Here is a 23,423-nt window from a genome sequence, read left to right as displayed (position 1 = left end):
CCGAACCATCGGTCCACCAGGGCACATCCACACAAGGCTGTGCCCTTATTCCGGTCTAGTCTCAACTCCCACACCTTCGATGCGTCGATTGCGTATGACGTCGCGCGAATGTCGTCCTTGTTCCTGTCACTGCTGCATAACATGAGGATTGATGTTTATGGGCCTGTTGAAAGTCAAAGATGGCACCGAGATCTACTACAAGGATTGGGGCTCCGGGCAACCGATAGTGTTCTCCCATGGCTGGCCGCTGGATGCCGATGCCTGGGATGCCCAGATGAATTTCCTGGGACGCCTGGGCTACCGGGTCATTGCCCACGACCGGCGCGGACATGGCCGCTCAAGCCAGCCGTGGGAGGGTAATGAAATGGACACTTACGCCGACGATCTGGCCGAGCTGTTCGAGGCGCTGGACCTGAAGGATGCGGTTCTGGTCGGTCACTCCACAGGCGGCGGCGAAGTCGCCCGCTATATTGGTCGTCATGGCACGGAGCGAGTTGCCAAGGCGGTGCTGATCGGTGCGGTGCCGCCGATCATGCTCAAGACAGAGGCCAATCCCGACGGGCTTCCCATTGAAGTATTCGATGGCATCCGCGAGGGCGTGACGGCCAATCGCTCGCAATTCTTCAAGGACTTGGCGACACCGTTCTATGGTTTCAACCGTGAAGGTGCCGATGTATCACAAGGCACCATCGATACGTTCTGGGCGATTGGCATGCTGGGCTCGATCAAGGGCCAGCTGGATTGCATCAAGGCGTTTTCCGAAACCGATTTCACCGAAGACCTGAAGAAGTTCGATATTCCTACCTTGATCCTGCATGGCGATGACGACCAGATCGTGCCCATTGCTGCTTCGGCTATTAAAAGTGCAGAGCTGGTGCGTGGTTCGGAGCTGAAAATCATCCCCGGTGCTTCCCATGGCATGTGTACGACATTGATCGATGAGATCAATGGTTATCTGCTGGATTTCATCAAGCAGTCATGATTGAGTCGCGGCCAAGGCCCCTCCCATAGATTTCGGGAGGGGCCTTGGCCGCGATCCGTTCCCTGAATGGACTCGCTTTTGCATGGAGACCCCGAACTCCACCCGTGAAGCTATTCCATGACTGATAAAAACATGCCCGCAGCATTGCGTTTCATGTTGGCTGCGCGCCGCAGCGAACTGGAAGGCCTGGAAGGATTGGCGTCCACTTGCCAGATGGTGACGCAGGTCGGCCAGTTGGTGCATGCCCTGCAACGTGAGCGTGGTTATTCCAATATGTATCTGGGCAGCGGCAAGGCCCATCACCTGACCCAGCTTGATGTACTGACAGCCGAGGCCAAGGCCATCGAAGCCAGGGTCCTGGACTGTTTCGAGCGCATCGATCTGGACGCGGCCAGCGCATCCGACCGCGCCCGGCTGTTCAACCGTATCGCCTATGTCATGCATGGCCTGGATGAATTGCCCGGCTTGCGGCGGCGTATTCGCGAGCAGCGGCTGACCCCTCAGGACGCCACCATGGTACTGAGCCGGCTGATCGGTGGCTTGCTGGCGGTGGTGTTCGAGGCCGCTGACACAGCCATCGACCCGGTGGTTACCCGTGTGCTGGTGGCGATGTTCAACTTCATGCAAGGCAAGGAACTGGCCGGGCAAGAGCGCGCCTGTGGTGTCGGGGGATTCCTGGCGGGCTATTTCGATGCCGCCGCCCATGACCGGCTGGAGCATCTGGTGCAGAGCCAGGAGCGGTGTTTCCAGACCTTCATCCAGTTTGCCGACGACGATGCCCGACGCCTGTGGCGCAATCAGGAAAGCAGCGATTGTGTGGCGCAGCTTGGGCGTTTGCGGGGCGTGGCGTTGAAGACCTCGGAGGCCGAGAAAGTCGATTCGATGCTGTCGGAGGTCTGGTTCGACCTCAACACCTTGCGCATCGATGCCATGCGCGATATCGAGATCTACCTGGCCGACGGACTGCTGGTCAAGTGTCAGGAGAGCATCAAGCAGGCCCGTGCCGATCTGGACAACCATCGCCAATTGCTCACCCGTCTGGTGAGCCTGGAAGCCGAAGGCAGTGTCGATCAGGCGCGCCTGTTCAGTGTCCAGGCCATCGATCTGGACAGCACGCCAACCGATGGTCTGGGACCGAACCTGGGGCGTTCGGTTCTGGATCTGTTGCAGTCCCAGACCCAGCGTCTGCTGAGCGCCAACGATGAACTCGAAGAGGCACGACAGGCCCTCAACGAACGCAAGCTGATCGAACGGGCCAAGCGTCTGTTGATGGATGAACATCAGTTGAGCGAAGGCCAGGCCTACGAGCGTCTGCGCCAGTCAGCGATGGAGCGCGGCCAGCGTATGGTCGACGTCTCCCAGACCCTGCTGGCCTTTGCCGCAGCACGTCCGGCGCCACGCAAACGCCACTGACCCTTGTGCACTTGTGCCGAGCAAGCGGCGCAGGCAGCGCCCCAGTACTGTGCGAAACCGTCCTGAGGCGCACAGAGATCCAGACGCTTGATCTTCGCTACAACCCACGCGATTCATGGCTGCAGCAAAGCTGGCATGCAAACTGCTTTGCAGGTTGTGCAAGCCGGGTGCTTCCAGACGAAGGCCGCGGCACATAAGCGAATTCCGGACAACGGCGTCCACACGTTCATCGGCAAAGGCCTGGAGCGTGTGTACGCCGTTTTTTTATGCGTGTTTTTGGGGGAATGATATGGACGAGAAGCCAGATAGCCACGAGCAAGACAGCCCGGAAAATGCGCCTCGGCGGTCTTTCCTCAAACAGTCGCTGGGTTTGCTGGGCGGCGGTGCAGCGCTGAGCATCCTGCCCCCGGGCTTGCAGTCCGTGGTCTGGGCTGCTGGCACCGATGGCCTGGAAACCACCAGCGCCAAGCTGGGCTTCATTGCCCTGACCGACGCCGCGCCGCTGTTCGTGGCCGACGAGAAAGGTCTGTTCGCCAAGTACGGCATGACCGGTGTCGAAGTGCTGAAGCAGTCGTCCTGGGGCACCACACGTGACAACCTGGTACTGGGCTCGGCCAGCAATGGCATCGATGGCGCGCATATCCTGACGCCCATGCCTTACCTGATCGCCGCAGGCAAGATCACCCCCAATAACAGGCCGGTGCCGATGTACATCCTGGCGCGCCTGAATGTGGGTGGCCAGTGTATTTCCGTGGGCAAAGAATACGCTGACCTTAAGCTGGGCCTCGACTCGGCACCTTTCAAGGCTGCACTGGATGCCAAGAAAGCAGCTGGCAAGAGCATCAATGCCGCAATGACTTTCCCTGGCGGCACCCATGACCTGTGGATGCGCTACTGGCTGGCAGCCGGCGGTATCGACCCGAACAAGGACCTGTCGACCATCGTCGTGCCGCCACCGCAAATGGTCGCCAACATGAAGGTCGGCAGCATGGACAGCTTCTGTGTGGGCGAGCCGTGGAACGGGCAACTGGTCAATCAGAAGATCGGCTACACCGCCAACACCACCAGCGAAATCTGGAACAACCACCCGGAAAAAGCCCTGGCGTTGCGTGCCGATTATGTAGACGCCAACCCCAATGCGGCCAAAGCCTTGCTCAAGGCCGTGATGGAAGCACAGATGTTCTGCGATCAGCCTGAAAACAAGGAAGAGGTCGCGCAAATCTGCGCCAAGCGCCGCTGGATCAACGCCCCTTACGACGACATCGTGCAGCGCATGAAAGGCAACTTCGATTACGGCACCGGTAAGGTCGTGGAAAACAGCCCGTTCATGATGCGCTACTGGAACGAGTTCGCGTCTTACCCGTTCAAGAGCCATGACCTGTGGTTCCTCACGGAAAACAAACGCTGGGGCTACCTGCCGCAAGGTTTCGACAGCCAGGCGCTGGTGGACAAGGTCAACCGCGAAGACATCTGGCGCAAGGCTGCTGCTGAACTGAATGTACCGGCGGCACAGATTCCGGCCTCGACATCGCGTGGCATCGAGACGTTCTTCGATGGCAAGACCTTTGATCCGCAAAACCCGCAGGCCTATCTGGACAGCCAGACCATCAAGGCTCTGTCCTGATAGTGGCCACTCGCTTGGGAGAAATCGATGAACGCTGAAAGTAAAAGCTTCAAGGCCGCGGGAACGCCCGTGACCGTTACCGGCAAGCCCGCCAGTCGCTGGCCTGCACGAATCAAGAACCTGCGTCAGTTCCTTGTGCAGGGTGTATTGCCACCGCTGGTGGTGGGCGCGTTGTTTCTGTTGCTGTGGCAAATGCTCTGCAGCGGCAAGGGCGCTGCCTTGCCGCCGCCGACTCAGGTCATTCATGAAACCTGGGAGCTGATCATCCATCCGTTCTATGACAACGGCGGCAATGACAAGGGCATGGCCTGGCAACTGCTCGCCAGCCTGCAACGTGTCGCCTACGGCTATACGCTGGCGGTGGTCGCCGGGATCAGCCTCGGGGTCCTGATCGGTCAGTCGGCCTGGGCCATGCGCGCACTGGACCCGCTGTTCCAGATCCTGCGTACCGTACCGCCTCTGGCCTGGCTGCCGCTGTCGCTGGCAGGTTTCAAGGACAGCCATCCTTCGGCGATTTTCGTGATTTTCATCACCGCCATATGGCCGATCATCATCAACACCTCGGTGGGCGTGCGCAACATTCCCGATGACTACCGCAACGTGGCCAAGGTCCTGCGTCTCAATGGCGTCGAGTACTTCTGCAAGATCATGTTGCCTGCTGCTGCGCCGTACATCTTCTCCGGCCTGCGTATCGGCGTCGGTCTTTCCTGGCTGGCGATCATTGCCGCTGAAATGCTGATCGGTGGCGTGGGTATCGGCTTCTTCATCTGGGATGCGTGGAACGCCTCGCGCATCAGCGACATCATCCTGGCGCTGATCTACGTCGGTGTCGTCGGGTTTCTACTCGACCGGTTGGTGGCCCTGATCGGTCATCTGGTCACTCGCGGCACATCGGCCGGTTAAGGAGCAAGCACATGAATGCGCACGACAAGTATCTGAGCATCGAAAACGTCAGCAAGACCTTCGAGCGTGATGGCGTCTCCAGCCAGGTCCTGACCGGAGTCAACCTGGAAGTGGCACGGGGCGAGTACATCTCGATCATCGGCCACTCGGGTTGTGGCAAGTCCACGGTATTGAACATCGTGGCCGGGCTGACCGAATCCACCAGCGGCGCGGTGATCCTGGATGGCAAGGAGGTTCGCACACCGGGCCCGGATCGCAGCCTGGTGTTCCAGAACCATTCACTTTTGCCCTGGCTGACGGTCTACGAGAACGTGGCGCTGGCGGTCGATAAAGTGTTCAAGCGCAGCAAGAGCAAGGCCGAACGTCATGAATGGGTGCTGTATAACCTGGACATGGTCAGCATGAGCCACGCCCTGCACAAGCGCCCAAGCGAAGTGTCCGGCGGCATGAAACAGCGGGTCGGCATCGCCCGTGCGCTGGCCATGCAGCCCAAGGTCCTGTTGCTGGATGAACCCTTCGGCGCACTGGATGCGTTGACTCGCGCCCACTTGCAGGACGAGGTGATGCGCATCCAGAGCGAGTTGCAGAACACGGTGCTGATGATTACCCACGATGTTGATGAAGCGGTGCTGCTTTCCGACCGCATCGTGATGATGACCAACGGCCCGTCGGCGACCATCGGTGAAATCCTCAAGATCGACCTGCCGCGCCCACGCAACCGCATCGCCATGGCCGATGACCCGCTGTACAACCAGTATCGCCATGCGGTGCTGAGCTTCCTGTACGAGAAGCATCCCAAGGTGGAGGCAGTGGCCGCCTGAGCACTACCGCGCAGGAGCGAATTCATTCGCGAAAAATGACAAATTCGCGAATGAATTCGCTCCTGCGCAGATATTTAAAACAATGTTCCGATCCACATCCACAGCGGTAATGTCCCCGCCGACAGAATGGTGGTCATGCAGATCGCCGAGCTGGTTTTCTGCACATCCGGCACCGTCCGGGCAAAGCCCAGCACATTGACCCCCGACGGCCCGGCTGCCATCAGCACCAGCACGGCCCGCGGCATGCCTTCGATGCCCAGCACGATACAGGCCAGCAAAACCAGCAGCGGCATCAGCGCCAGTTTGGCGAAGGTGATACCCAAGGCTTCGGCGCTGGGTGTCAGCCGATAGCTGGAAAGATTGGCACCCAGCACGATCAAGGCGCAGGGCAGGGCGGCCTGGGCCAGCCAGGTGGTGAGGTGGTCTGCCCAGTCGGGTAATGCCAGGCCGGACAGGTTCAGCGCAACACCCAGCAACAGACCAATGATCATCGGGTTCGCCAGACTCGCAATCAATGAGCGCGAATTGAACGGCTCGTTGCCCGCAAAACTGTCGTACAGGCTCTGGAAACTGAACAGCAACAGGCTGTGAACGGCAATCACGGTAAACAGCAGAACCAGCCCCGGATTGCCGAACAGACCGGCAATCATCGGAATGCCGATCAGCACGTTATTGGAAAAACTCGCCGTCAGGCCAAAGGGCGTCGGCTTGCCCGCAAAGCGGTGGTTCACCAGATTGACCAGCGCAAACACCATCAACGCCGGTACGAAGTAGGCCGCCAGTATCCGGATATCCAGACCATCATGCAGCGGTGCCTTGGCCATGCCGGTAAACAGCACCATGGGCATGAACAGCTTGAAAGCCAGATTGCTCAAGGCCTTGGTGCTGTCGGGAGTGAGGGTTTTACGGCGTCCCAGCACGTAACCCAGGACGATCAACAGAAATATCGGCAGGATGGCTTGGGAAACGGCCACAGATTAAAGCTCCTTGGGGGATGGCCGGGCATTATTGCGCTGTTCGCCCGGCCATGCCTATCACATCGCCCCGATATCCGGCTTGCGCGTGCTCGATCCGCCATAGATCGGTGGATGGGTAACGATATGGGTCAGGTCCACCGCTGAATCCATCAGCTTTTGCAGGTCCGGGCGCGGACGGGACAGGCGCGGGTCGCCTGCGGTGGCCTGTTCGAGCGCCTGGGCGCAGGCCATCAAGGCTGCATCGCCCCGGAAGCCGCCAATCATTTGCAGGCCGAACGGCATGCCTTTGTGGTCCAGACCGCAGGGGATCGAGACGGCAGGGTTGGTGGTCAGGGTGATGGTGTAGCACAGCGCCAGCCAGCGATAGTAATTGTCCAGCGGCACGCCATTGACTTCACGCAGGTACAGCTCGGTCCACGGGAAAGGCGAAACCGGTGTGGTGGGCGCAAGGATCAGGTCGTAGCGCTCGAACTGCTGCTGGAAGCTGCGGAAGAGTCGGCTCTGTTCGCCATGGGCCTTGACGCAATCCTGCAACGACATGGCTGCGCCCATTTCATAGTTGGCGCGGGTGTTGGGGCCGAGTGCGTCCGGGTCACGCTCATGGGCATCCTGAAGACCGGCGACAAAGGCCTCGGCGCGCAGCACGTCGAAGGTGCGATGGGCGCTTTGCAGATTGACGTCGATGGCTTCGCAGGATTTGAACAGGTGCTTGATGGCCTCGATTTTTGCCCGGAACACGGCGCGGATGTTGTCATCCACGGCGCAACTGCCGAAGTCTTCGCTGTAGCCGACGCGTAACTGGCTCAGGTCGATGGAGCGGGGCGCGAACTCGTCGCTGCCCACGGCATAACTCAGCGGGTCGGACTGGCCCAGGCCTGCCGATGCCCGCAATTGCAGCAGCGTGTCGGCTACGGTTCGACCCATGGGGCCGACCACGGAAATGGGTGTCCAGCCCAGTTTCTTGCGCTCGCTGGGCACCAGACCCGGTGAAGGCCGCAGGCCGACGATGCCGCACAATGCGGCGGGAATACGCAATGAGCCGCCGGTGTCGGAGCCGCTGCACAGCGGCACCATATCCACCGCCAGCGCCGCAGCGGAACCGCCCGATGAACCGCCCGCGTTCAGGTTCGGATCGAAGGGATTGCCGGTGGCGCCCCAGACCACATTGCGGGTGTTGGCACCTGCACCCATTTCCGGGACGTTGGTCTTGCCGACCATGATCGCCCCGGCGCTGCGCAGACGCTCTACAAAGACGTTGTCACGGCTGGGTACGTTGTCGCGAAACATCGACGAGCCGTAAGTGGTCAGGACGTCGGCGGTTTCTTCCAGATCCTTGATGCCGATGGGCAGGCCATGCAATAACCCCAGCGGCTTGCCTTGCATCACCGCCTGCTCGGCCTCTGCGGCTTCCTTGCGGGCTCGCTCGAAACAGGTGGCGGAAAAGGCATTGATCTTCGGGTTCAGGGTTTCGATTCGCTGGATGCAGGCGTCCAGCAGCTCGACAGGGGAAAGCTGTTTATTGCCGATCAGGGCGCGCAGTTCGGTGGCGGGTTTGCTGAGGAGGTCGGAGTTAGGCATGGGCAGTCCTTGGAATAAGGGGGCTTTTTCGCGAATGAATTCGCTCCTACGGGGTTGGTGTAAGGGCGGATGATTCATTCAGCGCCAGAATGGTCGCGACCAGTGCCTGGCCTCTTGGGACCAGGGTCGCCAGCTCCAGGTATTCGCGGTCGGTATGCACCTTGCCGCCCACCGGTCCCAGGCCGCACAGCGTCGGGATGCCCAGGCTGGCGGTGAATCCTGAGTCGGCGCAGCCGCCGGTGAATTCGCCTTCGACGATGAAACCCAGTTCGGTCGCCTGTTGCTGATAAATGCGCAACAGGTCGGTGCTGTGTCTGGCTTCCATGGGCAGGAAGGTGGTGGCCTCCAGCAGACGCGCTGAAGTCCCCGGCAGTTCCTCTTCGGCGACGATGGCCTCAATGGCCGTGAGAATTTCGTCCCATTGCCTGAGCTCCACAAAACGCACATCGAGCTTTGCCGTGGCGCTGGGGGCGACGGTGTTGCTGGAGGTGCCGCCGGACATCAAACCCACATTGGTGGTGATGCCGGCCGCATAGTCAGTCAAGGCATGCAGCTTGATGATCTTGTGCGCCAGTGTCTGAATGGCGCTGGCACCGTCGGCATGGTTGACCCCCGAATGGGCGGCGCGGCCACTGACTTCGATGACCAGCGTGGCACCGCCTTTACGGGCGCTGACCACATTGCCACTGGCGCGCCCCGGTTCCGGGTTGAGCACGGCCTGTGCTGCGCGGGCATGGCGTTCGATATGAACACGGGCGCTGCCCGAACCGATCTCTTCATCGCCGGTATAGAGAATCTGTACCGGAAACGGCAGCGGCGGCAGACGTTTCAGGGCCTTGAGGGCGAAGCAGTTGAGCACCAGCCCGCCTTTCATGTCCGCGACTCCCGGGCCGTAGGCCAGTTTTTCATCGCGGGAATAGCCACGAGTGGCGGTGGTGCCTTTGGGGAAAACCGTATCGCGATGCCCCAGCAGCAGGACCGGCTTGCCCGGACCACCGGGAAGTTCCGCCAGCAGCACATCGCCGAAATTCTCGACGGCGATGCGTTCGACGCCGATGCCATCGGCCTGCAGCTCGGCGGCAAGCAGTTCACCCACCGCATCGACGCCAGCCTTGTCGTAGCTGTTGGAGTCGGTATCCACCAGCCGTTGCAACAGCGACTCCATGGCATCGTATTGCCCGGCGAGCCATTGGCTTGCCTGCTCTTGCAGTTGATTCATGAGGCGTTCTCCAGTGCCTGATGTTCGCGGGTCAGGCGCGCAGCATCATTGCCCAGGTCCCAGAACAGACCGGTCATGATTTGCAGGCTTTCCTTGACCACTGGTGCCAGCAGGTGCTCGTTGGGAGCATGCTGCGAACACGCCGGGTACGAATGTGGCACCCAGACGGTGGGCAAGCCAAGCACTTCTGCAAACACATCATTGGGCAACGAGCCGCCAAGGTTGGGCAGCAGCGCGGGTTTCTTGCCCGTGGTGGTGGTCAGCGAAGCAAGCGCCCATTCCACCCACGGGCTGTCAGGCGACAGGCGAGTGGCGTTCATGACCTCGATCCGGCCTTGCTTGACCTCGACATTACTGAAACCGTGAGCGTCCAGGTGGGCGCGCACTGCCGGTATGAAGGTGGTGTAGTCGCTGTCCACCACAAAGCGCATATGGCAATGGGCAAAGGCCTTGCCGGGGATGGCGTGAACCGGAGCGTCCGGGTTGCCGGTCTTGAACGCCAGAACATCCAGTGTGTTCCAGCCGAACACCTTTTCGCTCAGGGTCAGGCCTGGCTCGCCCCAGTTCGGGTCGATATCCGGGTCGCCAGGGCCGCCGCCGACTTCGATATCGCTCAGTGCTTCACGCACTTTTTCAGGGATGGCCCTGGGCATCAGCCCGGCGACTTTCACACGGCCTTTTTCATCGACCATGCTGGCGATGGCGTTGGCCAGGATGATGCCCGGATTGGCCAGCAGCCCACCCCAGTTGCCGGAGTGATGCGCGCCTTCGCGCAGGTCCACGTTCAGCTCGAAATTGAAGACACCCCGCGAGCCGAGAAACAGCGTCGGGCGTGCCGCCGCCAGTCGCGGGCCGTCGGACGCAATGAAAATATCGGCCGCCAGCGCTTCGCTGTGTGCTTCGCAAAATTCGCGCAAGCCGGGAGAGCCGTCTTCTTCGCCCATTTCCAGCAGCAGCTTCACATTGAAGCCCAGCTTGCCGTTGCGGGCCTTGAGGGTTTGCTCAAGCGCTGTGAGGTTGATCAGGTGCTGGCCCTTGTTATCCGCCGTGCCGCGACCGTACCAGCGCTCGCCACGTTCTACGACATTCCAGGGCGACAGGCCTTCGTACCACTGCGCGTCGTAACCGCGCACCACATCGCCATGCCCATAACTGAGCAGGGTCGGCAGTTGCGGGTCTTCGATGCGGGAGGCGATCATCAGCGGGCCTCGTTCGGCCACCGGGTTTTCATGGATCTGCACACTGAAACCCAGGCGCTCCACATGCGGCGTGATGAACTCCTTCAGGTAGCGATAAAGCTCCGGCAGGCTGGCGGCTTCCTGGCTTTGGGTCGGGTAGGCGACGCTGGTTTGCAACAGGGCGAAGAAAGCGCCGCTGTCGAATTGTTCGCAGACGTTTTCGATAGCGTTCGAGCGACTACTCATGAGGCTACTAGCTCCAGTTTTTGAGGGGTGTCGCGAAGATGGCAGCGCACGGTTCCGCCCTTGACGGAAGCATTGGCCGGATAGTTTTTCTTGCAGGCATCGCCGCAACTGGGGCAGCGCGGATGGAAAGCGCAGCCGGTCGGTGGCGACATCGGGTTGGGGAAGTTGCCATGCAGGCCAAGGTCAGGAATGCCCAGATGCGGGTCGGGGGTCAGCACCGAGTCCAGCAGCGCCTGGGTATAAGGATGGCCCGGCTCGGAGAACAGCGACTCACGGCTGCGCTCTTCGACGATACGGCCCAGATACATCACCGCAACCCGGTCGGCCAGGTGTTCGATCACTGCCAGGTTGTGGCTGATCAACAGGTAAGTCAGGCCGAACTCGCGCTTGAGGTCCTGCAACAGATTGAGAATCTGCGCCTGCACTGAAACGTCCAGCGCCGAAGTAGGCTCATCGCAGATCAACACATCCGGGCGCATGATCAGCGCACGGGCGATGGCCACACGCTGGCGCTGGCCGCCGGAAAGCTGGCTGGGATAGCTGTCGATCACGCGCTTGGGCAGGCCGACCACATCGAGCATTTCTTCGGTGCGCTTGCGGCGTTCGGCCGTGGTGCCGATGTCGTGCACGATCATCGGCAGGGTGACGATTTCACGCAGGGTCTTGCGCGGGTTCAGAGAAGAGTAGGGGTCCTGGAAGATCGGCTGGATGCGTCGCGCCATTTCCTTGCGGTCGGTGGCGGCCAGATGCTTGCCGTTGACCAGTACATCACCGCTGCTGGGTGGCAGCAGGCCCAGCAGCATTTTCGCCAGGGTGCTCTTGCCGCAACCGGACTCGCCCACCAGCCCCAGTGTTTCGCCGCGCATCAGGCGCAGTGACACGCCATCCACGGCTTTCAGGGTGGCGGTCGGTTTGAAGAAACCGCGATTGATCTTGAACTCCCGACGGATATCACAGAGTTCCAGAGCGATATCTTTTTTCATGACAGTGCTCCTTCCCGGTGGAAGACGGGTGTTGTACCGGGCGTGGCAAACAGGCAGCGAGCCATATGTTCATCGCTTTCCACGGGCGGTACGTGACTGGCGCAGGCTTCCACCGCCTGCGAGCAACGGTTGCGGAACGCGCAGCCTTGCTGTTCGCCCACCAGGCTCGGCACCAGACCGGGAATCGACCCCAGTGGCTGACCCGGTTGGGTACGGCCCGGAATCGGGATACTGGCCAGCAGGCCACGGGTATAAGGATGCTGCGGGTTCTCGAACAACTGCACGGCGGGCGCCGTCTCGACGATTTGCCCGGCGTACATCACCGCAACCCGATCAGCGATACGTGCCACCAGCCCCAGATCGTGGGTAATGAAGATCACGGCCATGCCGAATTCTTTCTGGATATCGCGAATCAGCCGCAGGATCTGCGCCTGAATGGTCACGTCCAGCGCCGTGGTCGGTTCGTCGGCGATGATGACATCGGGCTCGCACATCAAGGCCATGGCGATGATGACCCGCTGACGCAGGCCGCCCGACAATTGATGCGGGTATTGGCGCAGGCGCTCACCCGCATTGCTGATGCCGACTTTTTCCAGCATCTGCGCGGCACGCAACATGGCGTCCTTGCGCGATACCTTGCGGTGGCGCAGCAGCACTTCGCACAACTGATCGCCAATGCTGTAGGCCGGGTTCAGCGAGGTCATGGGTTCCTGGAAGATCATTGCCAGGCGGTTGCCCCGCAGGTCGCACATCTGGCGTTCGCTCTGGGTCAGCATATCGATGCCGTCCAGGCTGAGTTGCGTTGCCGTACGTTTTGCCTTGCGCGGCAGCAGGTCCATGAGCGCCAGGGAAGTCAGCGATTTACCGCATCCCGACTCGCCGACGATGCACAGCATTTCGCCGCGTTCGACATGGAAATCCAGGCCGCGAACGGCATGCAGGGTTTCCTGGCCAAGGGGGATATCGACGCGCAGGTTTTCAACATGCAAGAGAGCCATGTCCGGATATCCTCTGTCAGTTGCGCCCATCGGGCAGGATCAAGTCACGCAGGCCGTCACCGACCAGGTTGATGCCCAGCACCAGCACCATCAGTGCGACGCCGGGGATAGCGATGACCCACGGGGAAAAGAACATGTAGGGTTTACCTTCGGCGATCATCAGGCCCCAGGACGGAATCGGCGGTTGTACGCCCACGCCCAGGAACGACAGCGCCGACTCCAGCAGGATGGCGTGGGCCATCTCCAGAGTGGCAACCACGATCAGCGCGCCCACCAGATTGGGCAGGATCTCGCTGGCCAGAATACGGAAGGTCGAGCAGCCCAGTGCCTGGGCCGAGGCGACATATTCGGCATCGCGAATCTGTTGCACGGCGGCACGGACCACCACGGCAAAACGGTCCCAGAGCAGGCAGCCGAGCAGAATGATCACCACTTTCAGCGAACCGCCCATCAGCGAGGCCGAGGCCAGTGCGACCATGACCACGGGCATGGCCAGGCGTGTGGTGATCAGGTAGCTGATCACGGCATCGACCTTGCCGCCAAAGTAACCCGCCAACAGGCCCATGACCGTGCCGATCAGGCCGGAAATCAGCGCGGCGGAGAAACCGATGAACAGCGAAATGCGCGCGCCATAGAGCAGGCGCGACAGGTAATCGCGGCCCAGTTTGTCGGTGCCCAGAATGTAGTCCCATGAACCGTTGGCCATCCATACCGGCGGCTTCATGCGCAGCATGACGTCCTGAGCGTAAGGGTCGTAAGGTGCAAGCCAGGGCGCGAACAGCGCGCCGAACAGAATGATTGCCAGCAGCAACATGCCAATCGCAAAGCCGCGATGACGCAGGCTGTTGCGCAGGGTCCGCAGGATGCTTTTCGCCGGTGGCTGGTAGTCGTTGATGACCAGAGCGGATGAAGTCGTCGTGCTCATGGGGCCTCCTATTTCACGCGGATGCGCGGGTCGAGCAGTGCGTTGAGCACGTCGGCCAGCAGGGTGAGAACGATGTAGATCACGGCAATCAGCAGAACCACGGCCTGGACTACCGGGAAGTCGTCACGGGCGATGGCATCCCAGGCCAGTTGACCGATGCCTTGCAGGGAGAACACGGTTTCGATGACCACCGAGCCGCCGAGCATGAAGCCGAATTCCACGGCGGCCAGGGCGACTACCGGAATCAGGGCATTGCGCAGTGCGTGTTTGAACAGCACGGTCGAAGGGCGAAGGCCCTTGGCGCGAGCCGTGCGGATGTAGTCGGAGTTGAGCACATCCAGCATCCCGGCGCGGGTCAGGCGCATGATGGCCGGCGTGGCGTAGTAACCCAGGGCAATGGCGGGCATCACAAAATGTGCCCAGGTGGCATTGCCGGAAACCGGCAGCCATTTCAGCGTGACCGAGAACACCACGATCAGCATCAGGGCAAACCAGAAACTGGGCATCGCCTGACCCAGCACCGCGATGCTCAAGGCCAGACGATCGATCCAGGTGTCACGCTTGACCGCCGCCAGTACGCCCAGCGGAATGGCGATCAACAGCGCGATACCCAGAGCCATGGCGCCCAGGCCCAATGTGATGGAAAGGCGCGAGGCAATAAGGTTGTAGACCGACTCCTGAAAGAAGAACGAATCACCTAGATCCAGACGCAGCAGGTCGCCCAGCCAGTTGAAGTATTGCGTGACCAGCGGCTTGTCGAGGCCGTACTGCACACGAATCTGCTCGATCTGTTCGCTGGTGGCTTCCGGTCCGCCAATGGCGGTGGCCAGGTCACCGGAAAGGTGCAGGAGAGAGAAACTGATGATCGACACGGTAATCGCCACGCACAGGGCGATACCAAGGCGACGCAAAAGGAATCCATACATGGCAAGTGACCTTGTATCCATGGGATGAAACGTGAGTGCGCAGTCGTGCCGCACTCACCGGTTTGCTTCAGGTGGCGCTTACTTCCAGCTCGACAGAACGAAGCGGGGCAGCTCGTCCGGGTACGGCTTGAAGTTCAGGTCCGAGACATACGCATAGTTCATCGAGTAGTTGAACAGCGGAGCCCAGTAGGCCTGTTCGCTGATGCGCTGCAAGGCCAGACGGTAGTTGTCCTTGCGTACCTGAGGGTCCAGGGCGTTGTCTGCGGTTTGCAGCCAGCTCTGGACTTGCGGGTCCTTGATGTTGTCGTCCGGGTTGCCTTTGAACCAGGTACCGGCCGAGGCCGAGGTGTCGAGGATCGAGAACGAGCCCCAGGCCTGGAACGACATCGGCACCTTGCCGCCGCGCTGCTGGTCGCGCAGTGCCGCGTATTTCAGGTAACGAAGCTTGGCGTTGATGCCTACGGCACGCAGGTTGCCGATGATGGCTTCTACATAGTCGCGGTCACGGTAGGCGAAGATTTCAGTCTCGAAACCATTGGGGTAGCCCGCTTCTGCAAGCAGCGCCTTGGCCTTGGCCGGGTCGTAGTTGTAGACCGTTGCCGCCGTGGTGTCGCAACCGAACTGGCCGGGATAGCAGGCCACTTGCAGCGGCTTGCTTTCGCCGCCTACCAGTTGCGAAGCCAGGCCTTCACGGTTGATCGCGTGGTTGATTGCCTGACGCACCTTGAGGTGCTTCATGGGCGAATCGGCGCTGGAGGTGCCGCGAGCATCGAGTATCAGGAAGCCGATCCGCATGGTCCCGCCGCTGGTCACCACCAGGCTTTGCATGCCCTTGAGGCTTTGCGCCTGATCGGGCGCTACGCGCCAGACCCAGTCAACGCCACCGGTCATCAGCTCGGCGAGGCGGGTTTCGGAGTCGGCAATCACCTTGAACTGGATATGACCGATCTTCGGCTGACCTTGCGGGCTGCCCTGGAAGTAGTCCGGGTTCTTGTCCATGTTCACGCCGACGCCGCTGGTGATGGACGCAACCTTGTAAGGGCCGGTACCCACCGGTTTGCGGCTGAACTCAGCCAGGCCGACTTTCTCGAAATAGTTTTTCGGGAACATCGGTACGGCGTTGGACAGGTATTCGAGGGCGGCCGGGAAGGGCTTTTTCAGGTGCAGGCGGACGCTGTAATCCCCCAGCTTTTCTGCGCTCTTGATCCAGTCGACGTTTTGTATGGTGACGACCTTGGAGTCCGGCGACACCACGTAGTTGAGGGTGAACACCACATCATCGGCGGTGAAGGCATCGCCGTTGTGGAATTTCACGCCCTGGCGCAATTCAAAATCGATGGTGCTGTCGTCGACCTGTTTCCAGCTGGTGGCCAGCATGGGCTCCAACTGACCGCTGTCGGGGTTGCGATAGACCAGGTTGTCCCAGATCAGGCGACCGAGGATGACGCCTTCGCGCAAGTCGTTGTGATAGGGGCTGATGTTTTCAGGTTCACTGTCGGATGCGTAAACCAGCGTGTCATCGGCTTTGCCTGCGAAGGCGGTAAAGCTGCTGAACAAGCCCAGCAGCGCAATGCTGCGAGCGAAACCCTTGATGCCCATGCCGTCGTCTCCAAAAGGCGAAGTGGTTGTATCAAAGGGCAGTGGATCGCAAATGCGAAAGGAGAAAGGGGTACAAGCAGGCAATGGTTTTATTAGGCCTCGACACGACTCTAGGCAAAGCGTATCAATGCCACAAGCACAATCTTTCGATACTTGCTTTGCCGAAAAGGCAATGCTGGAGGCGGTCATGCAGCTCTACGGTGTGCAATCCACGGCTTTGCGCTACTTTCTGGAAGTGTCGCGCTGCGGGTCGATCAGTGAGGCATCATTGCGACTAAATGTCGCGGCCTCGGCGGTCAGCCGCCAGATCGCCAAGCTGGAGCGGGACCTGGATGCGGTGCTGTTCGAGCGACGCGCCCGAGGCATGGTGTTGAGCGAGGCGGGGATACGCCTGGCCGCCTATGCGCGCAAATCCCAGCTCGAAGCCGAGCAGGTGGTACTGGAAATCACCGAATTGCACGGTTTGCAGCGCGGTCATGTGCGCATCGCCTGTTCCGAAGGTTTCGCCCTGGAATTTCTGCCCAAGGCCATCGCGCTGTTTCGCCAGACTTATCAGGGCATCCACTTTTCCCTGGAGGTCTGCGCACCGGCCCAGGCCACGGAAAAGGTGCGTTCCGGCGATGCCGACCTTGGCCTGACGTTCAGCCTGACCCCGCAAAAGGAAATCAAGGTCGAGTACATCCATACCGGGGCCATCTGCGCCGTGGTGAGCAACACCCATCCGCTGGCAGACCGCCCGGAAGTCTCGCTGGCTGAGCTTCAGCCTTATGCCATCGCCCTGACCAACACCGATACGACACTGCGCCAGTTGTTCGATATCTGCTGTGGCGTGCAGGGCCTGCTGTTCGATCCGGTGCTGACCAGCAATTACATTGGCTCCTTGCTGCGTTTTGTCCGGGAAGAGGGCGGTATCAGCCTGTCCAGTGAGATGACACTGGACAGGCGTCTGCTCGGCAAGGAGATCAGATCCCTGCCCATCAGCGACGAAGGTATGAAAGCCCGACGTATCGAGTTGCAGAGCATGGCCGGGCGCAACCTGCCCGCAGCGGTCAGTGCATTTCGGGACTTTCTGATCGAGGAACTGGCGAAAACCTGAGGCGCAATAGCGGGGCTGCCTTGCCAGGGCAGGCATGTCTGGTTCTCTGGCTGTTAATGTTATAGTGTATCAATATTGGCTGGCGTAGAACGTTGCCCATATCGCTTACATCATGCTTCGCCCGTGGTGGCGAAGCAGGCCAACGAGATGAACTACAGAAATGAATAGCTCCCTCCCTGACGTTGCCCTGACGGAAGTTTCCAAAGTCCTGATCCCCCTTGACTGGGTAGGCATGCAAGGTGTCGAAGTCCCGATTCAGTTGGGCGAACCCGGTGTGGCGCATCCGATACATGCCTATGTGGATCTGCAGGTCGACCTGGCGGATCCCGGCGTCAAGGGCATTCATATGTCGCGCCTCTATACCTTGCTCGACAGCTTTGCCGAACATCAGCCATTCATTCCCGGCACCCTGGCGGCGCTGCTTGAAGCCATGGTCACCAGCCATGCCGATTGCCATTCCAGCCGCGCCCGGCTCAAGGTGAGTTTCAATCTGTTGTGTCGCCGACCGGCCTTGAAAACACCGGGCCTGAGTGGCTGGAAATCCTATCCGGTGACATTGAGTGCGGTCTGGGCAGGAGGCCGGTTATCCCTCGATGCCTCGGTGGATGTCACGTATTCCTCGACTTGCCCATGCTCGGCGGCTTTGTCGCGTCAGCTTGTGGAAGAGGCGTTCCTGAAGCGTTTTGCCGGACAGGAAACGCTGACGCCTGATCAGGCGGCGGTCTGGCTGCGTGAAAATGCTTCCTTCGCAACACCTCATAGCCAGCGCAGTGTGGCAACGGTTCAGGTACGCATCTCGGAACAGGCCACCGCGCTTGGCCTGATGGCATTGATCGATGCCACCGAAAGCGCCCTGGGCACCCCGGTGCAGACTGCCGTCAAACGCGCTGACGAACAGGCCTTTGCCCGCCTCAATGGCCAGAACCTGATGTACGTCGAAGACGCTGCCCGCAAGATCCAGCAGGCACTGGAAGGGCTGTTTGCCGCCTCCAGTGTCAGCGTGCGTCACCTTGAAAGCCTGCACCCCCACGATGCCGTTGCATACACTTCCAATTACACGTCCTGAGGACTACCACCGTGATCCGCAAGAACCCTTCCGGCCATCTGCCGGTCATTGCCGAGTCAGCCTATATCGATAAAACCGCGATCATCTGCGGCAAGGTCATCATCAAAGACAACGTCTTTGTAGGCCCCTATGCCGTGATCCGCGCCGACGAGGTCAACGCCAATGGCGATATGGACCCGATCATCATCGGTGCCAATTCCAATATCCAGGATGGCGTGGTCATCCACTCCAAGTCCGGCGCAGCAGTGACCATCGGCGAATACACCTCCATTGCCCACCGCTCCATCGTGCATGGACCTTGCACCGTGGGCGACCGGGTTTTCGTCGGTTTCAACAGCGTGCTGTTCAACTGCCAGGTGGGCAATGGCAGTGTCGTGCGCCACAACTCTGTGGTCGATGGTCGCGATCTGCCGGAAAGCTTCTACGTGCCGTCCACCACCCGAATCGGCCCGAACACCGACCTTTCGCAGTTCCCGCCGGTGAGTATCTCGGCTTCGGAGTTCTCGGAGGACGTGGCACATACCAATATCGATCTGGTTCGTGGCTACAAAGCCTTGCAGAACGAGTTCTGAAATATGCCACTGTCACGGGCAAGCCAGACTGCGGCACAATGCGCCCGCGAGGCTTGCCCGCACTTTTTAAGCGTCATGCACCTGTTACAGCCCCCAACGGACAAGAACCTCCCATGACAACAGCTGTTCCCTCGACTTCTGCGCCGTCCTCACGGTTGCGATCGATCGACGCCCTGCGCGGGCTGATCATCCTTTTCATGTTGCTGGACCATGTGCGGGAAACCTTCTTCCTGCATCGTCAGGTCAGCGATCCCATGGATGTCGCCACCACGGCTCCGGAAGTGTTCTTCAGCCGCTTGCTGGCCCATGTGTGCGCGCCTTTGTTCGTGCTGCTGACCGGGCTTTCGGCCTATCTGTATGGCGAAAAGTACAGTGGCCGGACTGACGTTTCCGCCTTTCTGCTCAAGCGCGGCCTGTTCCTGATTGCCCTCGAATTCACGCTGGTGAGTTTCGCCTGGACCTTCAAATTCCCGCCAACCATCATTTACCTGCAAGTCATCTGGGCCATCGGCCTGAGCATGGTGGCCTTGTCGGTGATGGTGTTCCTGCCGCGCTGGGCGCTGGTGCTGATCGGTCTGGTGATCGTTGCCGGGCACAACCTGCTGGACTCGCTGCATTTCGGTGTCGAGTCGGCCATGCATATTCCGTGGGCGATTCTGCATGATCGCGGCTGGATCGAAGTCAGCGACACCTTGCGCCTGCGCACCTCTTATCCGCTGCTGCCGTGGATCGGTGTGATCGCACTGGGTTATGCCGCCGGGCCATGGTTCGCTTCGGGCATGGATTCAGCCGCACGTCGTAGCCGCTTGCTGGTCTGGGGGCTGGGCGCGCTGATTGGTTTCATGGTTCTGCGCGTCATCAACGGCTATGGCGAAAAGCCCTGGAGCGTTGGCGAAACCGGCGTGCAGACGCTGATGAGCTTTTTCAATATCACCAAATACCCGCCGTCATTGCTGTTCATCAGCCTGACACTGGGCATTGGCCTGCTGGTGCTGATCTGGTTCGAGCGTATTCAGGAGAAAGGCTGGCTGAAACCGCTGGTGACCCTGGGCGCAGCACCGATGTTCTTCTACTTGCTGCACCTGTACGTGCTGAAGTTCCTGTACCTGATTGCCGTGGCGATCTGGGGCAAGAATCAGGGCGACTACTTCGGCTTCGATGCGATGTGGGGCGTATGGCTGAGTTCGGTACTGCTGGCAGTGGCGCTGTTCCCGGCAGTACGCTGGTTTGCCGGGCTGAAAGCGCGGCGGCGTGATATTACCTGGCTGAAATACCTGTAACACCGAGGTACTTGTGTAGGAGCGGACTTGTCCGCGAAGGCGGTATTACATCCGACAGAGATGCGTCGTTTGAAATGCCTTCGCGAATAAATTCGCTCCTACGGATTTGCATCAATCGTGATGTGCTTCACCCACGAAGGTCAGCGAGGTAAACAGGCCTCGCGCTTCGATATCGGCATCGTTCTTGACCGGCAGCGTGACCTCGGCCGCGATCACATTCAACCCTTCGTTACGCACGACCACATTGGCGCGACCTTCCGCATCGGTTTCGGCACTCACTACGTCCGGAGCGCTGCGATAATCCCCGAACAGCTTGATACCCGCCGCAGGCTTGCCATCCACCAGCACGCGCACTGGCAACGGTTTGCCCGGCCCGACGGTCAGCGGGTCGACCTGAGGCACGATCACGAACTTCAGTTTGTCGAATGACGGCAGGCGAGCGCCTTCCTCATAAATCGCCAGGCTGTACTTGAAGGTATGAATCGACTCGGTGCCGCCCGGTACTTTGCTGCGGCCTTCGTTGATCCACTTCTTGTCCTTGTTTTTCGTCCACATGCCGTTGTCCAGCGCGACAGACATCACCGCCACCGGCTTCAGAGGTTGCAGGCGTGCATGGTCGTCCAGGCGCTGCACGGTGACCGGAACCATCCGGCCTGCCAGATCATAGGCCCAGGCTCCGCTGACTTTTTGCGCCTTGAAGGCGTTGTCTTCCGCGCCATGGCCATAGACCACTTCAATATTGCCGCGGCGCTGCTCGGTCCACAGGCCATGGGCACTGGCCTGGCCCACGAACAGCGCAGCCAGCAGGCCCAAGGTCACAACTGATGGTTTGCAAAGCATGATGCATCCTTGTTGTTATCGATCAGAGATTGAGGGTCAGGCTGACAGTGAAATTACGCGGCTCGCCCGGCGCAACCCAGTAATTACTGTAGGAGCGCTCGAAATATTTCTCGTCAAACAGGTTGTTGAGGTTCAGGCCAACGGTCACGTTCTCGGTGGCCTTGTAATGGGCCAGCAGGTCCACGGTATGGTAAGCCGGCAGCTCGAAGCTGGTCCCGGCTTCACCGGAGCGATCACCGACATAAGTGAATGCGGCACCCACATCAGAGCCTCGCAATACGCTTTCCTGGAACTCATAAACGCCCAACAGGCTGCCGCTGCGCTTGGCGACACCGAGAATCCGGCTGCCGGTGGGAATGGTCCGGTCACCCTTGGTCACTTCGGCATCGATATAGGCAAAGGCCCCGATGACACGAATGGCATCGGTGACCTGACCGGTCAGTTGCAGATCCACGCCCTGGCTGCGGGCTTCGCCAATGGCGCGATTGCTGTCGGTGGAAGGATCGATTGCCAGCACATTTTCCTTCTCGATATGGAAGGCGGCGAGGGTGGTGCTCAAGCGGTCGTCGAACAGCTCGCTCTTGATCCCGATTTCGTAACCGACACCTTCTTCCGGATCGAAGGTCTTACCTGACGCGTCCAGCCCGTTATTGGGTTTGAACGAGGTCGAAGCGTTGGCGAACAGGCCCACTTGCGGTGTCAGTTGATAGATCAAACCGGCGCGCTGGGTGAACGCATCATGGCGCTGTCTTGAGGTCGGGTTGGTTGCGGTAGGGGTGTAGTCATCGATCTGCTGATCGAAATGCTCGTATCGGGCACCGATCATGCCGCGCAACTTGTCTGTGAAGACGATCTGGTCCTGCAGGTTCAGGGCGCGGCTTTCGACGTGCTCGAAGAAGTCCGTACCTGTGGGGAGACCATTGGGTTTGGCCTGGCCATAGACCGGGTTGTAGATATTGATGGCATAGTTGCTGCCGCCAATATTGGTGACCCGTTCGTTCTTGCGGTAGTTCTCGTATTCGGTGCCGATCAGCACCTCATGCTCCAGTCCTACGGCATCAAAACGCCCGCGCAGCTCCAGCTGGGTGATGCTGTCATGCCAGTTCATGTCGCGTTCGCGATAGCGGCGGTTGACGGTTTGCGAGTTGGCGCTCAGCGCCCGGGATTCACTGGCGTAGCCCGACAGTTCACCTTCCTTGTAATGACTGGCCAGACGCAGCGACCAGACATCATTGAGGTGATGATCCAGCGCGACCTGGATCATGTTGTTGTCGTTATCGATATCGTCGTCCGGCTCGCCCAGAAAGGTCGAGCGGGACATGCCGCTCCACTTGTTGTTCGGCGCGACGATGCCACGGTCGAAGGTCGACTTGTGGCGAACGAATTCGGTTTCCACCAACAGGCTGGTATCGGGATTCAACTGCCAACTGAAAGAAGGAGCCACGAACACGCGATTGCTCTCGACGTGATCGCGGAAACTGTTGTTGTCCTCGACCGCCAGGTTGACCCGCGACAGGACATTGCCTTCTTCATCCAGCGGCGTGTTGACGTCCAGCGCCGTGCGATAACGATCCCAACTGCCGGCACTGGTTTGCAGCGTGGTGAACGCCTCGCGCTGCGGCTTCTTGGTCACGATATTGACCGTACCGCCCGGATCGCCACGGCCATACAGACTGGCGGCCGGGCCTTTCAAGACTTCGATACGCTCGATATTGGCGGTGTCCGGCGTCGTCGGGTAGCCACGGTTGGCGCTGAAGCCATCCTTGTAGAACTCGGAAGTGGTAAAGCCGCGAATGCTGTACTCGTAAAGCGTCAGGCCGCCGAAGTTATTCTGCTTCGACACACCACCGGCATAGTCCAGGGCGCGTTCGACATTATTGCTGCCCAGGTCCTTGAGCACCGAGGCCGGCACCACGCTGATGGATTGAGGAATGTCCTTGATGGCCGTGTCAGTCTTGGTCGCCGTTGCCGAGCGCGTGGCCCGATAACCCTGAACCGGGCTGGTGGCCGTCTCATAGTGGTAATCGGAGGAAATGTTGACGCTGTCCAGTTCGAGGGTTTGCGGCAGTTCTTCAGCGAAACTGACATTACCCAGCACTCCGATTGCCAGGCTGGTCAGAGACGCGATTTTACGAGACGACATGGAGGACTTCCTGATAGTTATGGATACAATATAACATCTCCGATGAGAATTATT

Annotated in this window: 20 protein-coding genes; 9 read left to right on the top strand and 11 right to left on the bottom strand. The window is 60.0% G+C overall.

Going from position 1 to position 23,423, the window contains the following annotated elements; genetic code table 11:
* Nucleotides 1-157 precede the first annotated feature (157 nt).
* From K5D32_RS04135 to K5D32_RS04115, 5 genes are all read left to right on the top strand, one after another.
* Nucleotides 158-982, top strand: coding sequence for an alpha/beta fold hydrolase (locus K5D32_RS04135; RefSeq protein ID WP_221599336.1), 825 nt, complete (start codon nucleotides 158-160; stop codon nucleotides 980-982).
* A 117-nt stretch (nucleotides 983-1,099) separates the two neighbouring features.
* Complete coding sequence (locus tag K5D32_RS04130) at nucleotides 1,100-2,395, top strand: nitrate regulatory protein (protein ID WP_221576961.1); 1,296 nt, start codon at nucleotides 1,100-1,102, stop codon at nucleotides 2,393-2,395.
* A 289-nt stretch (nucleotides 2,396-2,684) separates the two neighbouring features.
* Entirely contained in the window at nucleotides 2,685-4,019 is a 1,335-nt protein-coding gene (locus K5D32_RS04125) for a CmpA/NrtA family ABC transporter substrate-binding protein (protein ID WP_221599335.1), read from the top strand.
* Between the two features lie 27 nt (nucleotides 4,020-4,046).
* Nucleotides 4,047-4,922, top strand: a complete 876-nt coding sequence (ntrB, locus tag K5D32_RS04120; RefSeq protein ID WP_221576963.1) for a nitrate ABC transporter permease — start codon at nucleotides 4,047-4,049, stop codon at nucleotides 4,920-4,922.
* Nucleotides 4,923-4,933: 11 nt separating this feature from the next.
* A complete protein-coding gene (locus K5D32_RS04115; RefSeq protein ID WP_221599334.1) occupies nucleotides 4,934-5,743 on the top strand; it encodes an ABC transporter ATP-binding protein in 810 nt (269 codons plus the stop codon).
* A gap of 74 nt (nucleotides 5,744-5,817) precedes the next feature.
* Here K5D32_RS04115 and K5D32_RS04110 read toward each other — a convergent pair whose 3' ends face one another.
* The 9 genes from K5D32_RS04110 to K5D32_RS04070 form a co-directional block, all read right to left on the bottom strand.
* Nucleotides 5,818-6,717, bottom strand: coding sequence for an AEC family transporter (locus tag K5D32_RS04110; RefSeq protein WP_221576964.1), 900 nt, complete (start codon nucleotides 6,715-6,717; stop codon nucleotides 5,818-5,820).
* Nucleotides 6,718-6,777: 60 nt separating this feature from the next.
* Nucleotides 6,778-8,298 carry an amidase gene (locus K5D32_RS04105; protein ID WP_221599333.1) on the bottom strand — a complete coding sequence of 507 codons (1,521 nt, stop codon included), beginning with the start codon at nucleotides 8,296-8,298 and terminating at the stop codon, nucleotides 6,778-6,780.
* 46 nt (nucleotides 8,299-8,344) lie between these two features.
* On the bottom strand, nucleotides 8,345-9,517 hold the full coding sequence (locus tag K5D32_RS04100) for a M20 family metallopeptidase (RefSeq protein ID WP_221599332.1): 1,173 nt from the start codon (nucleotides 9,515-9,517) through the stop codon (nucleotides 8,345-8,347).
* The gene (locus tag K5D32_RS04095; RefSeq protein ID WP_221599331.1) at nucleotides 9,514-10,941 is read right to left on the bottom strand and encodes a M20 family metallopeptidase; all 1,428 of its coding nucleotides are present in this window, start codon (nucleotides 10,939-10,941) and stop codon (nucleotides 9,514-9,516) included. The genes K5D32_RS04100 and K5D32_RS04095 overlap by 4 nt, the downstream gene beginning before the upstream one ends.
* Nucleotides 10,938-11,924 carry an ABC transporter ATP-binding protein gene (locus K5D32_RS04090; protein WP_221576968.1) on the bottom strand — a complete coding sequence of 329 codons (987 nt, stop codon included), beginning with the start codon at nucleotides 11,922-11,924 and terminating at the stop codon, nucleotides 10,938-10,940. Before K5D32_RS04090 ends, K5D32_RS04095 begins: the two co-directional genes overlap by 4 nt.
* Nucleotides 11,921-12,922, bottom strand: a complete 1,002-nt coding sequence (locus K5D32_RS04085; protein WP_221576969.1) for an ABC transporter ATP-binding protein — start codon at nucleotides 12,920-12,922, stop codon at nucleotides 11,921-11,923. Before K5D32_RS04085 ends, K5D32_RS04090 begins: the two co-directional genes overlap by 4 nt.
* Nucleotides 12,923-12,938: 16 nt before the next feature.
* Nucleotides 12,939-13,847, bottom strand: coding sequence for an ABC transporter permease (locus tag K5D32_RS04080; protein WP_221592758.1), 909 nt, complete (start codon nucleotides 13,845-13,847; stop codon nucleotides 12,939-12,941).
* Between the two features lie 8 nt (nucleotides 13,848-13,855).
* Nucleotides 13,856-14,773, bottom strand: coding sequence for an ABC transporter permease (locus K5D32_RS04075; protein ID WP_025259652.1), 918 nt, complete (start codon nucleotides 14,771-14,773; stop codon nucleotides 13,856-13,858).
* A gap of 78 nt (nucleotides 14,774-14,851) precedes the next feature.
* Nucleotides 14,852-16,372: an ABC transporter substrate-binding protein gene (locus K5D32_RS04070; protein WP_221529031.1), complete on the bottom strand. Its 1,521-nt coding sequence runs from the start codon at nucleotides 16,370-16,372 to the stop codon at nucleotides 14,852-14,854.
* A gap of 187 nt (nucleotides 16,373-16,559) precedes the next feature.
* On the opposite strand from K5D32_RS04070, the gene K5D32_RS04065 reads away from it, so the two are divergent.
* From K5D32_RS04065 to K5D32_RS04050, 4 genes are all read left to right on the top strand, one after another.
* Nucleotides 16,560-17,468, top strand: a complete 909-nt coding sequence (locus K5D32_RS04065; protein ID WP_221595879.1) for a LysR substrate-binding domain-containing protein — start codon at nucleotides 16,560-16,562, stop codon at nucleotides 17,466-17,468.
* 160 nt (nucleotides 17,469-17,628) lie between these two features.
* A complete protein-coding gene (gene folE2, locus K5D32_RS04060) occupies nucleotides 17,629-18,534 on the top strand; it encodes a GTP cyclohydrolase FolE2 (RefSeq protein ID WP_221595880.1) in 906 nt (301 codons plus the stop codon).
* Between the two features lie 11 nt (nucleotides 18,535-18,545).
* Nucleotides 18,546-19,106 (top strand): carbonate dehydratase, encoded by a 561-nt coding sequence (locus K5D32_RS04055; protein WP_025259656.1) that lies wholly within the window; start codon nucleotides 18,546-18,548, stop codon nucleotides 19,104-19,106.
* Nucleotides 19,107-19,219: 113 nt separating this feature from the next.
* Nucleotides 19,220-20,386 (top strand): DUF1624 domain-containing protein, encoded by a 1,167-nt coding sequence (locus tag K5D32_RS04050; RefSeq protein ID WP_221595881.1) that lies wholly within the window; start codon nucleotides 19,220-19,222, stop codon nucleotides 20,384-20,386.
* Between the two features lie 111 nt (nucleotides 20,387-20,497).
* Here K5D32_RS04050 and K5D32_RS04045 read toward each other — a convergent pair whose 3' ends face one another.
* Both K5D32_RS04045 and K5D32_RS04040 read right to left on the bottom strand, forming a co-directional pair.
* Complete coding sequence (locus K5D32_RS04045) at nucleotides 20,498-21,226, bottom strand: DUF4198 domain-containing protein (RefSeq protein WP_221576975.1); 729 nt, start codon at nucleotides 21,224-21,226, stop codon at nucleotides 20,498-20,500.
* A gap of 22 nt (nucleotides 21,227-21,248) precedes the next feature.
* On the bottom strand, nucleotides 21,249-23,369 hold the full coding sequence (locus K5D32_RS04040) for a TonB-dependent siderophore receptor (RefSeq protein WP_221592763.1): 2,121 nt from the start codon (nucleotides 23,367-23,369) through the stop codon (nucleotides 21,249-21,251).
* Between the last annotated feature and the right edge of the window lie 54 nt (nucleotides 23,370-23,423).

This window comes from Pseudomonas cichorii (assembly GCF_019719005.1).
GTDB lineage: Bacteria > Pseudomonadota > Gammaproteobacteria > Pseudomonadales > Pseudomonadaceae > Aquipseudomonas > Aquipseudomonas cichorii_E.
The sequence above is the reverse complement of the archived record's forward strand: the minus strand, read 5'-3'. Positions and strand labels throughout refer to the sequence as shown.

Coding starts and splice junctions, on each gene's coding strand:
- ntrB (WP_221576963.1), top strand. CDS start 4,047: ATGAACGCTGAAAGTAAAAGCTTCAAGGCCGCGGGAACGCCCGTGACC.
- K5D32_RS04065 (WP_221595879.1), top strand. CDS start 16,560: ATGCAGCTCTACGGTGTGCAATCCACGGCTTTGCGCTACTTTCTGGAA.
- K5D32_RS04125 (WP_221599335.1), top strand. CDS start 2,685: ATGGACGAGAAGCCAGATAGCCACGAGCAAGACAGCCCGGAAAATGCG.
- K5D32_RS04075 (WP_025259652.1), bottom strand. CDS start 14,773: ATGTATGGATTCCTTTTGCGTCGCCTTGGTATCGCCCTGTGCGTGGCG.
- K5D32_RS04135 (WP_221599336.1), top strand. CDS start 158: ATGGGCCTGTTGAAAGTCAAAGATGGCACCGAGATCTACTACAAGGAT.
- K5D32_RS04080 (WP_221592758.1), bottom strand. CDS start 13,847: ATGAGCACGACGACTTCATCCGCTCTGGTCATCAACGACTACCAGCCA.
- K5D32_RS04095 (WP_221599331.1), bottom strand. CDS start 10,941: ATGAGTAGTCGCTCGAACGCTATCGAAAACGTCTGCGAACAATTCGAC.
- K5D32_RS04100 (WP_221599332.1), bottom strand. CDS start 9,517: ATGAATCAACTGCAAGAGCAGGCAAGCCAATGGCTCGCCGGGCAATAC.
- K5D32_RS04070 (WP_221529031.1), bottom strand. CDS start 16,372: ATGGGCATCAAGGGTTTCGCTCGCAGCATTGCGCTGCTGGGCTTGTTC.
- K5D32_RS04045 (WP_221576975.1), bottom strand. CDS start 21,226: ATGCTTTGCAAACCATCAGTTGTGACCTTGGGCCTGCTGGCTGCGCTG.
- folE2 (WP_221595880.1), top strand. CDS start 17,629: ATGAATAGCTCCCTCCCTGACGTTGCCCTGACGGAAGTTTCCAAAGTC.
- K5D32_RS04085 (WP_221576969.1), bottom strand. CDS start 12,922: ATGGCTCTCTTGCATGTTGAAAACCTGCGCGTCGATATCCCCCTTGGC.
- K5D32_RS04130 (WP_221576961.1), top strand. CDS start 1,100: ATGACTGATAAAAACATGCCCGCAGCATTGCGTTTCATGTTGGCTGCG.
- K5D32_RS04115 (WP_221599334.1), top strand. CDS start 4,934: ATGAATGCGCACGACAAGTATCTGAGCATCGAAAACGTCAGCAAGACC.
- K5D32_RS04040 (WP_221592763.1), bottom strand. CDS start 23,369: ATGTCGTCTCGTAAAATCGCGTCTCTGACCAGCCTGGCAATCGGAGTG.
- K5D32_RS04105 (WP_221599333.1), bottom strand. CDS start 8,298: ATGCCTAACTCCGACCTCCTCAGCAAACCCGCCACCGAACTGCGCGCC.
- K5D32_RS04050 (WP_221595881.1), top strand. CDS start 19,220: ATGACAACAGCTGTTCCCTCGACTTCTGCGCCGTCCTCACGGTTGCGA.
- K5D32_RS04090 (WP_221576968.1), bottom strand. CDS start 11,924: ATGAAAAAAGATATCGCTCTGGAACTCTGTGATATCCGTCGGGAGTTC.